Here is a 14,636-nt window from a genome sequence, read left to right as displayed (position 1 = left end):
TATGGCTGAATCGAATTTTGTTGACTACGTAAAAATATACTGCCGTTCAGGTAAGGGCGGACGAGGCTCCACGCACATGCGGCGTGAGAAATACATACCCAACGGAGGTCCCGACGGAGGTGATGGAGGACGAGGAGGTCATGTTATTCTTCGCGGTAACCGTAATTATTGGACACTGTTGCACCTAAAGTATGACCGCCACATCATGGCAGGACATGGTGAATCGGGCTCCAAGAATCGCAGTTTCGGCAAGGACGGAGAAGACAGAATCATTGAAGTCCCCTGTGGCACTGTAGTCTATAATGCCGAAACCGGTGAATACCTCTGTGACGTTACCGAGCATGGCCAAGAAGTCATTTTGCTGAAAGGAGGACGTGGCGGATTAGGTAATTGGCATTTCAAAACTGCCACCCGGCAAGCGCCCCGTTTTGCACAACCCGGTGAACCGATGCAGGAAATGACGGTGATTATGGAGTTAAAGTTATTGGCAGATGTTGGTTTGGTAGGTTTCCCGAACGCGGGAAAATCAACCTTGCTTTCTACCGTATCTTCCGCAAAGCCCAAGATTGCCAACTATCCCTTTACCACTTTGGAACCTAACTTGGGAATCGTTTCCTATCGTGATGGCAAATCATTCGTCATGGCGGACATTCCCGGAATTATCGAAGGCGCCAGTGCAGGCAAAGGATTGGGCTTGCGTTTCCTGCGCCACATCGAACGCAATTCGCTACTGCTATTCATGGTTCCTGCCGATAGTGACGACATCCGCAAGGAATATGAAATATTACTGAATGAACTACGTACCTTCAACCCTGAAATGCTTGACAAGCAACGCGTGCTTGCCATAACCAAAAGCGACATGCTCGACCAGGAACTCATGGACGAAATAGAGCCTGCATTGCCCGAAGGCATTCCGCATATTTTCATTTCCGCTATCTCAGGCATGGGCATATCCGTGCTAAAAGACATTCTTTGGGAAGAATTGAACAAGGAAAGCAACAAGATAGAAAGCAAGGTAGAAAGTATTGCCCACCGCGCCAAGGACATGAGCCACCTGCAAGCAGAGCTTCAAGAAGAGGGTGAAGATGAAGACCTCGGTTATGAATACGTCAATGATGACGAGGACATAGAAGACCTGGAGGACTTTGAATACGAAGAAGACTGGGAGGAAGACAAAAAATGATTCCACTCACAGCAGACAGAAGAATGTTGGGATATGAGGTTCTTTCCTCTTATCCCGACATTTCTTGTTTTGTAACTACCCGCCACGGGGGATGTAGCCGGGGAAGCTACGCTTCTTTCAACTGCACGCCCTACACCGGAGATGATACGGAATGCGTAAGCCGCAATCAGGAGTTACTCTGCGAGGGATTACCACAACGTCCAGTTGAACTGGTTATTCCCTATCAGACACATGGTAACCGGATATTGGTTATCGGATCGGAATATTTATCCGCCTCACCTCAGCGACGTCTTGCCATGTTGCAAGGCACAGACTCACTCGTCACCTTCGAAAGAGGTTACTGTCTTTGCATCTCTACGGCAGACTGTATCCCGATATTACTCTACGACCCGAAACATCAGGCAATAGCTGCCGTTCATGCTGGTTGGCGAGGAACAGCGAACTGCATCTTAGGCCATACTTTAGCCAAAATGCGGGCACTCTGCCATACAGACGGCAAAGATGTCATCGCTTGCATAGGTCCAGGCATCTCCCTTGCCTCGTTCGAAGTAGGCGACGAGGTATATGAGACTTTCCGTGAAAGTGGGTTTCAGATGGATTACATTTCCAAATGGAAACAGGAAACGCACAAATACCACATCGACCTGTGGGCAGCCAATCGTCTGCAACTGCTTGACTTCGGTGTTCCATCAACTCAAGTAGAAACAGCCGAAATATGTACTTTCATGCAACATGAAGATTTCTTCTCAGCACGGCGATTAGGCATCAAGTCAGGACGCATACTATCGGGGATTATGATAAATACATAAAAAGGTAGAAAGATTATCAAGGGGTAATATTATTTTCTATACATTTGTACATCATGAACTAAATGAAAATGAAAAGACTAATAGGCACTTTAACTTGTACACTCATACTTTCAGCATTCCATAGTTGCAACAGTGGTGTATTCATAGAAGACATTCGACCCTCGGAAGATAATATAGAGTTAGATGGTAACGGTGATTCTGTCACTATCCATTTTAATTCTTCAAATTGGGAGATAATATCCGGTGAATGCAGCCTGACGCAAGCTTTCTTCAAAATATATAATGCAGAAGGGGTGAACATAGGAACATCTGGAGCACCCTGTTTGGACGGAGTAGGAAAAATTATACTCAATGACGAACAAATAGACCTTACCATCGAACGAAAGCATTCCAAAGAGTTGACTATTAAAGTAGACGAAAATATCATGTTCTCACGCTTCGACCTTTCTATTTTAGTAGGTAATGAGTACGAATCCAAAATCATACAGGTTATTATTTCACCATGTGAACGGTATGTATTAGACGACATCTCCTATTCACTGGATGCTTACGAATACTATGGAAACGGAGTAGGATATGGAAAGTCAATTACTGTAAATAATGAAACTTCCACGCCTTTAACTACAACCATTTACCCCTTCAGAAATATATACCATGAAGTTACATTTACGTCTTTGTCACCACTGGCATTCTGGCTATTAGAGAAAAATACAGTGGTGGATATTCCGACAATAGTCGATAAGTCTCTCGTGATGGACGGCGTCCGTGCTTCATACACAGGTGATGAACAAAAAATACCTATCTCTTTTGCTAATGAAGAGAAAAAGGTAACCATCCCGGCTCTTTCCAAACAACGAATTACCCCAATACTGTCATATGACTGGTTCGAGACTGATTTTACTATTCGTGCCCATAATCCCAAAACCAACAAGAAACGCACCATCGCCGGGAGGTTACGAAGTAATATGCCAACCAAAGAATCTCATATCATACGAGAAACTATAGAAGAATAGCTATGCACAACATCCACAAACTTGCCTATATGACTTACCTGTTAGTAGCACTTTTTACTACCGCACTATCAGCTCAAAATACAGGAAGTAATAATGACAGTTTACAGCATCCTATTATCCACAAGATAGGCTTTGACATCCGTCCAAACTATGTTACTCCCACTGCCAGTTTCCTCAAAGGAGAGAACAAACAGCAGGAGCCTATCCAAAAACACTTGTCAGCGCACTTGAAGTATGCTTTCCAGTTCAGCAAGAACTCACGATTAGGCAAGCTGTACCCGTACGCTTACCAAGGCATTGGTATTTCTTACGGCTCCTTTTTCAACACTTCTGAGGTAGGAAATCCACTGGCGTTATATGCTTTTCAAGGATCACGTATCAAACAACTTTCACCCAAATTATCTTTAGATTATGAATGGAACTTCGGTGTCTCTTTCTATTGGAAAAAATATAACGAACTAACCAATCAGTACAACAACATCGTTGGTTCCAAGATTAATGCCTACATCAACTTAGGCTTCTTTCTGAACTGGCAGGTCAGTCCACAGTGGAATCTGACAGCAGGTCTGGACTTCACCCATTTCTCCAACGGTAACACCAATTATCCGAATGCAGGAATCAATCCCATAGGCGGACGAATAGGTATTGTACATACTTTCGGCAGAGAAAACACGGATGCCGCTACTACAAGAATCGGAAACGCAAAACCAATCGATATTCTTCCCCATGTCAGCTATGACCTGATTATCTATGGAGCCACTCGCAAGAAAGGTTTCATCAAAGACAATAGAACATATCTTGTACCCGGAGCTTTTGGTATCATAGGCCTCAATTTCAATCCGATGTATAACTTCAACAAGTTCTTCAAGGCCGGTACTTCGCTGGATCTACAATTCGACGAAAGTGCCAATATTAAAGAACATCTTGCAGATTCTCCTGCTCATGACCCCAAATTCTACCGACCTCCCTTTCGCGAACAATTCGCAGCAGGCTTGTCTATACGTGGAGAATTGGTAATGCCCATCTTCTCGATAAACATAGGATTTGGACACAATATACTTTACAAAGGCAATGACACAAAGAACTTCTATCAAATTTTAGCCCTAAAGGCTTCCCTTACCCGAAACATTTTCCTGCACGTGGGTTATCAACTGAGTAATTTCAAGAGCCCGAACAACTTGATGCTCGGATTGGGACACAGATTCAATAACAAACGGTAATTAACTAAGAACTCTAAAAGAATATGTATAAAATTTCCGTATCAGATGAAATAAGAAAATACTGCCCCTCTTTCAGAGGTGTAGCCGTTTATGCAGAAGTTACCAACACCATCTTTTGTGAGGAACTTTGGAATGAGATTGATGTTTTCACCCGGAAGTTAGTCAGCACCACCTGCGCAGAAGACATCAAGCTTCAGCCTGTCATTGCTGCCACCCGTGAAGCCTACAAGCGTTGCGGTAAAGACCCAAGCCGTTATCGTCCTTCGGCGGAAGCATTGCGCCGTCGTCTGGTAAGAGGACTGGCTTTATACCGGATCAACACACTGGTGGATATCATCAACCTCGTTTCCCTCTGTACCGGCTATTCCATCGGTGGTTTTGATACCGACAAGATACAAGGCGATAACCTTGAACTCGGCATCGGACACACCGATGAACCTTTTGAGGGAATCGGACGCGGAGTGCTGAACATTGAAAGGCTCCCTGTCTATCGTGACCGTGCGGGAGGCATCGGTACTCCCACCAGTGACCACGAGCGCACCAAGCTGGATTTGGAAACCTGCCACATCCTTGCAATCATCAACGGTTACAACGGATCGGAAGGCTTGGAAGAAGCCGCTAAAATGATACAAGATCTTTTAAGAAAATACGCATTCTCCGATGGTGGAGACATAAAATTCTTTAAATAGATAAATACCATAACATAGTTATAACAGACATTCATCATGAAATCATTCATCTTATCATTCTTCTTATTTTCACTTTCCTCCCTCTCGGCACAAGAGCAAAAGCCGACATTCAACTCAATGGAGGTCAACCATATCCGTGTAGCCACTCCCGGCTTGTTTGCCGAAAGCAATCATATCGAAATCCATTTAGACAGCATTTCTTCCAAAGATTATTCTTTTCCATTGCCAGGTGGAAAAGTAATTTCACACTATGGACGGGGCAGAAGCAATCATGCCGGAGTGGATATAAAAACTTGTGCCAAAGACACTATCCGCGCCGCCTTCTCCGGAGTAGTACGCATGTCAAAGCCTTACAGTGCCTATGGAAATGTGATTGTCATCCGCCATCATACAGGATTGGAGACTATTTACAGTCATCAATTCAAGAATTTCGTAAAAAGTGGCGATGTGGTGAAAGCCGGACAACCCATCGGCCTGACCGGACGTACTGGGCGTGCCAGCACAGAGCACCTCCACTTTGAGACCCGTATCAATGGACAGCATTTCAATCCGAACATAATCTTCAACCTGCAGGCACGGACACTTCGCCCCGAATGCATCCGCTGCACCAAAAACGGAAACCGTATTGTGGTAAAGCCTGAACTAAAAAAATAGCCCATCTGCCTACCCAAGTATTCAAACGTTTCACTACATTTGCAAAGCGTTTCATTAAAAAACAAATTGAACATTAAACCATATCAATGATAGAAAAACTGATTGTTCTGGAGGATATCGACCCGGTTATCTTTTATGGCGTGAACAATGCCAACATGCAACTTATAAAAGCCCTTTACCCCAAACTGCGCATCGTGGCCCGCGGCAACGTCATTAAAGTGTTGGGAGACGAAGAGGAGATGTGCGCATTCGAGGAAAACATCACCAAACTGGAGAAATACTGCACCGAATACAACTCACTGAAAGAGGAAGTCATCATTGATATCATCAAGGGCAACGCCCCGCAAGCGGAGAAAGCGGGCAACGTCATTGTGTTCAGCGTGACGGGAAAGCCCATCATCCCCCGCAGCGAGAACCAATTGAAACTGGTAGAAGCTTTCGGTAAGAACGACATGGTATTTGCCATCGGCCCGGCAGGTTCGGGCAAGACCTATACCGCCATCGCCTTGGCCGTACGCGCCTTGAAGAACAAGGAAATCAAGAAAATCATCCTCAGCCGCCCCGCCGTGGAAGCCGGAGAGAAGCTCGGCTTCTTGCCCGGCGACATGAAGGACAAGATAGACCCATATCTGCAACCGCTCTACGATGCCTTGCAAGACATGATACCCGCCGCCAAACTGAAGGAGTACATGGAACTGAATGTCATCCAGATTGCTCCCCTCGCCTTTATGCGCGGACGCACGCTGAACGATGCCGTAGTCATATTGGACGAAGCGCAGAACACCACCACGCAGCAAATCAAGATGTTCCTCACCCGCATGGGCATGAACACCAAGATGATTGTGACAGGCGACATGACGCAGATAGACCTGCCCGCTGCCCAGACATCGGGTTTGGTACAAGCGCTTCGCATCCTGAAAGGCGTGAAGGGCATCAGCTTCATCGAGCTGAACAAGAAAGACATCGTGCGCCACAAGCTCGTCACTCAGATTGTGGAAGCCTATGAGAAGTTCGACAAGGAAACGAAAGCGGAACGGGAGAAACTTAAAAATCAAAAGAATAGCCATAATGAACAGAATTAATGTAATAGCTCTCGGAGTCAACGATATGATTAAACTTTAATATGAGAATGAATATGAAAGCATTAACAGCAACAGAATTCAATTTCCCCGGTCAGCAAAGCGTGTACCACGGAAAAGTGCGTGATGTGTACAACATCAACGGTGAAAAGTTAGTGATGGTAGCTACCGACCGTATTTCGGCCTTCGACGTAGTATTGCCGAAAGGCATCCCTTTCAAGGGACAAATGCTGAACCAGATAGCAGCCAAGTTCCTCGATGCCACCACCGACATCTGTCCCAACTGGAAGATGGCTACACCCGACCCGATGGTGACCGTAGGCGTGATGTGCGAAGGATTCCCCGTAGAAATGATCGTGCGCGGCTACCTCTGCGGCAGCGCATGGCGTGCCTACAAAGGCGGTGTGCGCGAAATCTGCGGTGTGAAGCTGCCCGAAGGCATGAAGGAGAACCAGAAGTTCCCCGAGCCCATCATCACCCCGACCACCAAAGCTGAAATCGGCGAGCACGATGCCGACATTTCCAAAGAGGAAATCCTCGCCAAAGGCCTTGCCACTCCCGAAGAGTACGCCACATTAGAGAAATACACCCTCGCCCTTTTCAAGCGCGGCACGGAAATCGCTGCGGAGCGTGGCTTGATTCTCGTGGATACCAAATACGAATTCGGCAAGCACAACGGTACTATCTACCTGATGGACGAAATACATACGCCGGACTCCAGCCGCTACTTCTACAGCGAAGGCTACGAAGAACGCTTCCTGAAAGGCGAACCGCAAAAGCAGCTTTCCAAAGAGTTTGTACGCGAATGGTTGATGGACAACGGATTTCAGGGACAGGCCGGACAGCAAGTACCCGAAATGACGGATGAAATCGTGACCGGCATCAGCGAGCGCTACATCGAACTGTACGAGCACATCACCGGTGAGAAGTTCGTGAAAGAAGATACGAGCAACATCACCGCACGCATCGAGAAGAACGTAACGGAATACTTGAAATAATGGATTACCCCCAAGAACACATCAAGCCTTACGGCAAAGAGGGCAAGAAGAGCGAACTGGTAGAAGAAATGTTCAACCACATTGCTCCCGCCTACGACCAACTGAACCATACCCTGTCTTTGGGTATAGACCGGAGTTGGCGTAAGCAGGCCATTGACACGCTTCGTCCTTTCCGCCCCCGCCGCATCTTGGATGTGGCCACGGGCACGGGCGACTTTGCCATCCTTGCCTGCCGCGAACTGCAACCCGACTCTTTGATTGGCACGGACATCTCGGAAGGCATGATGAACGTGGGGCGCGAAAAGGTAAAGCAGGCGCACCTCTCGGACAAGGTTTCCTTTGCCCGGGAGGACTGCACTTGTCTCTCGTTTGCCGACGGAAGCTTCGATGCCGTGACGGTGGCGTTCGGCATCCGCAACTTCGAAGGACTGGACAAAGGGCTATCTGAAATGTGTCGTGTGCTCACACCCGGCGGACACCTCGTCATACTGGAACTCTCCACGCCCGACCGCTTCCCGATGAAGCAGCTATTCACCATCTATTCCAAAGTCGTCATTCCCCTGATTGGCAAGTTTATCTCAAAAGACAACAGTGCCTACACCTATCTGCCTGAGAGCATCCGCGCCTTTCCGCAAGGCGAGGTGATGCAGGGAGCCATCCGGCGGGCAGGCTTCAGCGAAGTCCGCTTCAAGCGGCTGACCTTCGGGATATGCACGCTTTATGTGGCAACAAAATAGCAACAAAACCCTTAAAAAGAAACAGCATGAAAACGACTCATTTATTAACGTCTTTATTAATCCCCCTCTTTTGTCTGGGTGCTTTGACAGGCTGTGACCCATCCGATGGCAATGATGATGACATGATTTGGGACATCGCCCCCATTGTCCTCTATATATCCGTGCAAGATGCCGCAGGCAACGACCTTTTGAATCCCGAAACTCCGGGCAACATTGCCAACCAGGGCATAAAAGCTATCTATAAAGACAAAACTTATGAAAAGGATATACTTGTAGCACAAACCAAAGCTTACCTTGCAATACTCTATGGCTTGCAGACCATCAAAGACAAATCCGGCAGATATTATCTGGCCTTCGGTGAATTTGACGGTGCAAAGACCTTTGAAGATGAGTCGGTCACCATCGACTGGAACGATGGTTCAACAGATGTCATCACTTTCTCCAGTAAGTTGACTTGGGTAGCCAAGAAACCGGTAACTAACCGCAAGTTCTGCTTGAACGGAGTAGAGAACCCGGAGACAAACCGTTCTTCTTTTCTCATTACCAAGCAACCTGCCTTGCAAGCCGGGAGTTCGTTTCTTGTGAAAGACGTCCGCTATGGCATAGTTGCCGACAATGCCTCGGAGATAGAAGCCGACTTGCAGCAGAATCTCCCCTATCCGGCAGGGAGCAGCTTCGCCTTTGCCGCAAAGGACAAAATCATTGCTCCCGGAGGAAAGGCCACATTCACGTGGAAGAAAGCTGACGGCTCCGTCCTGAAAAGTGGGGAACTGCTCTATGCAATGGGCACAAGCATTTCCAAGAATATTCCCGAAGAAGCGACTTCCGTCATCAAATTAGTTCCGCCCGACAATCAGATATATACCTATCTTCAATGGGACATGACCTTTGCAGATGAAGCACCCACCTATCACCTGCTATTGGTGCGTAGTTCGTCCACCCGATCCTTCTTTCCAAACACCGACCTTTGGTTGTACGAAGACCTGACGGCACACTACCAGTCCCTCTATCCCGACCAACATGTGCAGGGAGTGACACGGGCATTAAAATGCGATTACATAACGAAAAAACAAGAATAGTATGCAGAAATACGGTTTAATAGGTTACCCCCTGAGACATTCGTTCTCCATCGGATACTTCAACGAGAAATTCGCGGCAGAGAACATTGATGCGGAATACGTGAACTTCGAGATTCCACGCATCGAGGACTTCATGGAAGTGATAGAGGAGAATCCCAACCTCTGCGGACTCAACGTCACCATCCCCTACAAAGAGCAAGTCATCCCCTATTTGGACGAACTGGACAAAGACGCCGCTAAAATAGGCGCAGTCAACGTGATTAAAATCATCCGCCAACCGAAAGGCAAGGTGAAGCTTATGGGATGCAATTCGGACATCATCGGATTCACGCAATCCATCGAACCGCTACTGCAAGCCCACCACAAGAAGGCACTGATTCTGGGCACAGGCGGAGCATCCAAAGCCGTGCATCGCGGACTGGAGAATCTCGGCATAGAGAGCACCTTCGTATCGCGCACCAAGAAAGACGGCAAATTCCTGACTTACGAAGAGCTGACTCCGGAAATCATGGCGGAGCATACCGTCATAGTGAACTGCACTCCCGTAGGCATGTTTCCCAAAGTAGATTATTGTCCGGGCATACCTTACGCCTGCCTCACCCCCAACCATTTGCTATACGATTTGTTGTACAATCCAAACGAAACCCTCTTCATGAAGAAAGGCGAAGCCCAGGGCGCCACCGTCAAGAACGGACTCGAGATGCTGCTATTGCAAGCCTTTGCTGCATGGGAAATTTGGAATAAATAATGAAGAAAGCAGTAAGATACTCATTTGTCAGCGTCATAGCCGTCTGCGCCCTCTTGCTATGTGGCGGCTATTACCTGTTGGGCTATGCGCTGAAACCGGAAGAACTGGCTACACGCAGCCGCGACATTCCGGCCTCCTACGAATATATGCTCAGCGAATATCCCGAACTGCAACCGTGGGTAGACAGTCTGCAAAACGCGGGCGCTCTGCGCGACTTCTATATGGAGAACGACCGGGGCGAGACCTTGCATGCACTTTGCATTGCCGCCGCAGAGCCCACCCGCAAAACCGCCGTCATCGTACACGGCTATACAGACAACGCTGTGCGCATGTTGATGATAGGATACCTTTATAATAAGGTATTGGGATATAACGTCCTATTGCCCGACCTCCACGGACACGGCCTGAGCGAAGGGGCAGAAATACAGATGGGGTGGCCGGACCGTCTGGACGTGTTGCTGTGGACGGCTACCGCCGATGAGCTCTTCGGCAGAAACAACGAGGTTGCCGACGCAACAGGCCAAGACTCCGCAAGCACTGCCCACGAATATCGCAGCAACGGAACCGAGATGGTAGTGCACGGCATATCTATGGGAGCCGCCACCACCATGATGGTATCCGGCGAAGTGGAGCACGGAGCCTACCAGCAACCATTCATCAAATGCTTTGTAGAAGACTGTGGCTACACCAGTGTGTGGGACGAATTTCAAGGAGAGCTGAAAGAACGGTTCAACCTGCCCGCCTTTCCATTGCTGCACACGGCAAGCTGGCTCTGCAAGCAAGAATATAAATGGGATTTCCGCGAAGCCTCCGCACTGGAGCAGGTCAAGAAATGCTCCCTGCCGATGCTTTTCATACACGGCGATGCCGACACCTTCGTACCCACCCGGATGGTCTATCCACTGTATGAAGCCAAGCCGGAGCCCAAAGAACTATGGGTAGTGCCGGGCGCTACACACGCCAAATCCTACCGGAAGTATCCGCAAGAATACACGGCACGCATCAAGAATTTTGTAGAAAAGTATATCCATTGACCCGGTTTTTCGTATCTTCGTCCACATAATGCTACACAACCGTATGAAACGAATCCTCTCTTTACAAATCCTTTTATGCCTGTTCACCTTCATGCAGGCACAGCAAGTCTATACCACCCGGAGCATACCTAAAGTACGTCTGCAAGACAAGACGCACTATGTAAGCAATCCCGACGGAATACTTTCCGCAGCAGCCTGCGACAGCATCAACCGCCTGTTGTTCGCATTGGAACAGCAGACCGGCATCGAAACGGTGGTGGCCGTAGTGCCCTCCATCGGTGAGGCCGATTGCTTCGACTTCTCCCACCAGTTGCTCAACGAGTGGGGCGTGGGCAAGAAAGGCAAGAACAACGGACTGGTGATTCTACTGGTGACCGACCAACGCTGCATCCAGTTCTACACAGGCTATGGCTTGGAGGGAGACCTGCCCGATGCCATCTGCAAGCGCATACAGACGAAGTATATGATTCCCTACCTGAAAGACGGAAACTGGGACGCAGGCATGGTGGCCGGCATACAGGCCGTGTGCGCACGGCTGGACGGCAGCATGACCAACGACGGGACGGACGAAGAAGAAGACGACATCACAACCATTCTGCTCGCTATATTCGGCTTCATCGCGGTAGGCGGAGTGATTTCCATACTCGCCATCCGCGCCGCCACCAAATGCCCCCACTGCGGGCAGCATAAGCTACAACGCAGCAGCAGCGTCCTCGTGTCGCGCCGCAACGGGGTGCGGACGGAAGACGTGACCTATACCTGCCGCAACTGCGGGCATCAGGTGGTGCGCCGCCAGCAGACCTACGACGAGAACTACCGCGGACGCGGAGGCGGCAGCGGGCCTGTCATCTTCGGCGGAGGAGGCTTCGGCGGCAGTGGCGGCTTCGGCGGAGGAAGCTTCGGAGGCGGCATGGGCGGTGGCGGCGGTGCAGGCTCGCGCTTCTGAAGCACTCGATACACAGCAACATCTCAATCAACCCATATTGTTTAATCAAGAGCTCTCGCCCCCCGCATCGGAGGGAAGCAGAGACCAGAAAAAAGAAAGAAAGAAGTATGAAGAAATCAACCCTTATCATCATCGCGGTGGTAGCCATCCTCGCCATTTGGGGAGTAAGCGGCTACAACGGACTCGTAAGCATGGACGAAAACGTCAGCGGACAATGGTCGAACGTGGAGACCCAATACCAACGCCGCGCCGACCTGATTCCGAACCTCGTAAGCACCGTGAAAGGCTATGCCGCACACGAGCAAGAGACACTGGAAGGCGTGGTACAGGCTCGCAGCGCCGCCACCCAAATCAAGGTGGATGCCAACGACCTGACCCCGGAGAAGCTGGCCGAATACCAGAAGGCACAAGGCGCCGTGACATCCGCCCTGGGCAAGCTGCTGGCCATCACGGAGAACTATCCCGACTTGAAAGCCAACCAGAACTTCCTGGAGCTGCAAGCCCAGTTGGAAGGCACGGAGAACCGCATCAACGTGGCACGCACCAACTTCAACAATGCCGCGAAGGAGTTCAACACCGCCATCCGCCGCTTCCCCAAGAACATCCTTGCCGGGCTCTTCGGCTTCGACAAGCGCGCCTACTTCGAGGCTGCCGAAGGTGCGGAGCAAGCCCCGAAAGTGGAATTCTAATCCATGCCCTTTCTGCCCCACATGCACCCCATGAGTGCATGATAGGAGCAAGGCCGCATTGGGCGTAAGTACCATGAGTGCCCTTTAAAAGCTATTCAAAAAGCCTTTAAAGGGCACTTCCTTTCTATGCAGCCACATCTCCTTGCCTCGTTATGCAGCAAGAGATGAAGAAGACGGCAAGAAGCAGAGGATACAGCAAGAAATGAAAAAGACTTCAGAAGAAGACGGCAAGAAGCAGAGGATGCGGCAAGAAATGAAGAAGACTTCAGAAGAAGACGGTGAGAAGCAGAGGATGCAGCAAGAAATGAAAAAGACTTCAGAAGAAGACGGCAAGAAGCAGAGGATGTGGCAAGAAATGAAGAAGACTTCAGAAGAAGACGGTGAGAAGCAGAGGATGCGGCAGAAGTAAGGGGGAATCAGGCGGACATCGTGCGAAGAGTAAAGAAATTTCGCCGCCACAGGAAGCCATGAAAACGGCATGCCGTCGGAGTGAAAAATGGAACGTGACGGAATTAAAACTCCGTCACGTTCCATTTTCAACTCCATCACGTCGCATTTTTCATTCCGTCACGTCGTATTTCCAACCCCCTTCAGAAGCACTTCTGAAGGGGGTATAGAGGAGAAATGAACGGCATTCGTCCCAAAGTAGATACCGTGCGGACGAGGTATCATTTGTAAAGAAAAAGCGCATCTCCTCTGAAATGCCACCCGCACATCCTCACCCGCAGATGAAGCTTCTCTGCGTGGCTTCCTTTATGATGTCGGTGGGCTTCACGTGCCCCAGGAGCAGTGGTGAAGACGGGTCGTGCAGCCGGAAGTTCTCCGCCGCCAATTCCGGTTTCTTGTTGGCATAGCAATACTTGCAGCCGTTCAGGCAGGTGTTGTAGGCGCCTATGTCGCGGGTGGGCATACATTGGCAGCCTATCCGCGTACCTTTGTGCGCCATAGCCTTGAACTTGCACTCCAAAGCATCACCGAGGTTGGCGGTCGTCATGCATCCGGACCGGCAGATGCCATATTGGGCATAAGCCTCCACCGTGCCGCAGGTCTGCAAGCGCAGGCCGTACTTACGCGCCGTCTCCCCCATGCCTTTGGCCAGAAGCAGCTTGTCGGCATCGGTCAGGGGTATCAGTTCGGGCATGTTGCGGTCGAGCCGTTTGTACATCTCCACGAAACTGAAGACGCAGAAACCGACGTGGGGCGAAAGGCGGGACGCCAGGTAGTCGAACGTCCGGAGGTGGTGGCCGATGGTGTAGCGGGCCGTCAGCAGCACCGGGTCGTATCGCCAGGCTATCTTCTCACGACCCACCAGTCGCGAAAGTTCTATCAGCGTTTCGATGCTCTCGTCGATGGACGGGACATTGGGCTCCACATCGCTGCCGTATGCCGTGATGGTGTAGTGGCAGAAGACGCGGAAGCGGTCGGCTATCCGGTGCAGGTCGGCCAGGATGGGGCGGTAGTTCTTGGAGCAGAACACCACGCAATCCACCACCGAGGGGTCGAGCCGGTAGGCGGTGACGTGGTTGGGGAACAGCGGGTTGCGCGAGTACACAGTGCCCTCTTCAAAGCGCCGCAGCAGCCACTCGCTGTAATAGTTGACGGTATCTGTCCGTCCGCCTGTATTGATTATCATGCTACCAATTGTTTTCGTGAATTTTATATTTGAGGGACAAAGATACGCCGATGCTTTGTCTCATATTTGTGCTATTATCTCAAATGCTTGTCGTACATTTGCATCCTACTACTTTTAAAATCGCA

The 14,636-nt window shown here is 49.6% G+C and carries 16 protein-coding genes; 15 read left to right on the top strand and 1 reads right to left on the bottom strand.

Going from position 1 to position 14,636, the window contains the following annotated elements; translation table 11 throughout:
- The first annotated feature begins 1 nt into the window (after position 1).
- From obgE to BACHE_RS07065, 15 genes are all read left to right on the top strand, one after another.
- On the top strand, positions 2-1,183 hold the full coding sequence (gene obgE, locus BACHE_RS07135; RefSeq protein ID WP_013547022.1) for a GTPase ObgE: 1,182 nt from the start codon (positions 2-4) through the stop codon (positions 1,181-1,183).
- Positions 1,180-1,992, top strand: coding sequence for a peptidoglycan editing factor PgeF (gene pgeF, locus BACHE_RS07130; protein ID WP_013547021.1), 813 nt, complete (start codon positions 1,180-1,182; stop codon positions 1,990-1,992). Before obgE ends, pgeF begins: the two co-directional genes overlap by 4 nt.
- A gap of 68 nt (positions 1,993-2,060) precedes the next feature.
- Entirely contained in the window at positions 2,061-3,005 is a 945-nt protein-coding gene (locus BACHE_RS07125; protein ID WP_013547020.1) for a hypothetical protein, read from the top strand.
- Between the two features lie 29 nt (positions 3,006-3,034).
- Complete coding sequence (locus BACHE_RS07120; protein WP_041579728.1) at positions 3,035-4,225, top strand: acyloxyacyl hydrolase; 1,191 nt, start codon at positions 3,035-3,037, stop codon at positions 4,223-4,225.
- Between the two features lie 23 nt (positions 4,226-4,248).
- Positions 4,249-4,914 carry a B3/B4 domain-containing protein gene (locus BACHE_RS07115; RefSeq protein ID WP_013547018.1) on the top strand — a complete coding sequence of 222 codons (666 nt, stop codon included), beginning with the start codon at positions 4,249-4,251 and terminating at the stop codon, positions 4,912-4,914.
- A gap of 36 nt (positions 4,915-4,950) precedes the next feature.
- Complete coding sequence (locus BACHE_RS07110; protein WP_013547017.1) at positions 4,951-5,568, top strand: M23 family metallopeptidase; 618 nt, start codon at positions 4,951-4,953, stop codon at positions 5,566-5,568.
- 86 nt (positions 5,569-5,654) lie between these two features.
- Positions 5,655-6,650, top strand: coding sequence for a PhoH family protein (locus BACHE_RS07105; RefSeq protein WP_013547016.1), 996 nt, complete (start codon positions 5,655-5,657; stop codon positions 6,648-6,650).
- Between the two features lie 53 nt (positions 6,651-6,703).
- Positions 6,704-7,645: a phosphoribosylaminoimidazolesuccinocarboxamide synthase gene (locus BACHE_RS07100; RefSeq protein ID WP_041579726.1), complete on the top strand. Its 942-nt coding sequence runs from the start codon at positions 6,704-6,706 to the stop codon at positions 7,643-7,645.
- On the top strand, positions 7,645-8,382 hold the full coding sequence (gene ubiE / locus BACHE_RS07095; protein WP_013547014.1) for a bifunctional demethylmenaquinone methyltransferase/2-methoxy-6-polyprenyl-1,4-benzoquinol methylase UbiE: 738 nt from the start codon (positions 7,645-7,647) through the stop codon (positions 8,380-8,382). Before BACHE_RS07100 ends, ubiE begins: the two co-directional genes overlap by 1 nt.
- 26 nt (positions 8,383-8,408) lie before the next feature.
- Complete coding sequence (locus BACHE_RS17315; protein ID WP_013547013.1) at positions 8,409-9,461, top strand: hypothetical protein; 1,053 nt, start codon at positions 8,409-8,411, stop codon at positions 9,459-9,461.
- A gap of 1 nt (position 9,462) precedes the next feature.
- Entirely contained in the window at positions 9,463-10,209 is a 747-nt protein-coding gene (locus BACHE_RS07085) for a shikimate dehydrogenase family protein (protein WP_013547012.1), read from the top strand.
- Positions 10,209-11,243 carry an alpha/beta hydrolase gene (locus BACHE_RS07080; protein ID WP_013547011.1) on the top strand — a complete coding sequence of 345 codons (1,035 nt, stop codon included), beginning with the start codon at positions 10,209-10,211 and terminating at the stop codon, positions 11,241-11,243. Before BACHE_RS07085 ends, BACHE_RS07080 begins: the two co-directional genes overlap by 1 nt.
- 43 nt (positions 11,244-11,286) lie before the next feature.
- Positions 11,287-12,189: a TPM domain-containing protein gene (locus BACHE_RS07075; protein WP_013547010.1), complete on the top strand. Its 903-nt coding sequence runs from the start codon at positions 11,287-11,289 to the stop codon at positions 12,187-12,189.
- A gap of 107 nt (positions 12,190-12,296) precedes the next feature.
- Positions 12,297-12,878, top strand: coding sequence for a LemA family protein (locus tag BACHE_RS07070; protein WP_013547009.1), 582 nt, complete (start codon positions 12,297-12,299; stop codon positions 12,876-12,878).
- A gap of 202 nt (positions 12,879-13,080) precedes the next feature.
- A complete protein-coding gene (locus BACHE_RS07065; protein ID WP_148229822.1) occupies positions 13,081-13,287 on the top strand; it encodes a hypothetical protein in 207 nt (68 codons plus the stop codon).
- A 309-nt stretch (positions 13,288-13,596) separates the two neighbouring features.
- Here BACHE_RS07065 and BACHE_RS07060 read toward each other — a convergent pair whose 3' ends face one another.
- Positions 13,597-14,511: a DUF1848 domain-containing protein gene (locus tag BACHE_RS07060; RefSeq protein ID WP_013547008.1), complete on the bottom strand. Its 915-nt coding sequence runs from the start codon at positions 14,509-14,511 to the stop codon at positions 13,597-13,599.
- Between the last annotated feature and the right edge of the window lie 125 nt (positions 14,512-14,636).

The sequence above is a fragment of the Bacteroides helcogenes P 36-108 genome, assembly GCF_000186225.1.
Lineage (GTDB): Bacteria > Bacteroidota > Bacteroidia > Bacteroidales > Bacteroidaceae > Bacteroides > Bacteroides helcogenes.
The sequence above is the reverse complement of the archived record's forward strand: the minus strand, read 5'-3'. Positions and strand labels throughout refer to the sequence as shown.

Bases quoted from the DNA above. Each gene is read 5' to 3' on its own strand.
- BACHE_RS17315 (WP_013547013.1), top strand. From the start codon at position 8,409: ATGAAAACGACTCATTTATTAACGTCTTTATTAATCCCCCTCTTTTGT.
- BACHE_RS07115 (WP_013547018.1), top strand. From the start codon at position 4,249: ATGTATAAAATTTCCGTATCAGATGAAATAAGAAAATACTGCCCCTCT.
- BACHE_RS07065 (WP_148229822.1), top strand. From the start codon at position 13,081: ATGAAAAAGACTTCAGAAGAAGACGGCAAGAAGCAGAGGATGCGGCAA.
- obgE (WP_013547022.1), top strand. From the start codon at position 2: ATGGCTGAATCGAATTTTGTTGACTACGTAAAAATATACTGCCGTTCA.
- BACHE_RS07125 (WP_013547020.1), top strand. From the start codon at position 2,061: ATGAAAAGACTAATAGGCACTTTAACTTGTACACTCATACTTTCAGCA.
- BACHE_RS07075 (WP_013547010.1), top strand. From the start codon at position 11,287: ATGAAACGAATCCTCTCTTTACAAATCCTTTTATGCCTGTTCACCTTC.
- BACHE_RS07105 (WP_013547016.1), top strand. From the start codon at position 5,655: ATGATAGAAAAACTGATTGTTCTGGAGGATATCGACCCGGTTATCTTT.
- BACHE_RS07060 (WP_013547008.1), bottom strand. From the start codon at position 14,511: ATGATAATCAATACAGGCGGACGGACAGATACCGTCAACTATTACAGC.
- BACHE_RS07120 (WP_041579728.1), top strand. From the start codon at position 3,035: ATGACTTACCTGTTAGTAGCACTTTTTACTACCGCACTATCAGCTCAA.
- BACHE_RS07085 (WP_013547012.1), top strand. From the start codon at position 9,463: ATGCAGAAATACGGTTTAATAGGTTACCCCCTGAGACATTCGTTCTCC.
- ubiE (WP_013547014.1), top strand. From the start codon at position 7,645: ATGGATTACCCCCAAGAACACATCAAGCCTTACGGCAAAGAGGGCAAG.
- pgeF (WP_013547021.1), top strand. From the start codon at position 1,180: ATGATTCCACTCACAGCAGACAGAAGAATGTTGGGATATGAGGTTCTT.
- BACHE_RS07100 (WP_041579726.1), top strand. From the start codon at position 6,704: ATGAAAGCATTAACAGCAACAGAATTCAATTTCCCCGGTCAGCAAAGC.
- BACHE_RS07070 (WP_013547009.1), top strand. From the start codon at position 12,297: ATGAAGAAATCAACCCTTATCATCATCGCGGTGGTAGCCATCCTCGCC.
- BACHE_RS07080 (WP_013547011.1), top strand. From the start codon at position 10,209: ATGAAGAAAGCAGTAAGATACTCATTTGTCAGCGTCATAGCCGTCTGC.
- BACHE_RS07110 (WP_013547017.1), top strand. From the start codon at position 4,951: ATGAAATCATTCATCTTATCATTCTTCTTATTTTCACTTTCCTCCCTC.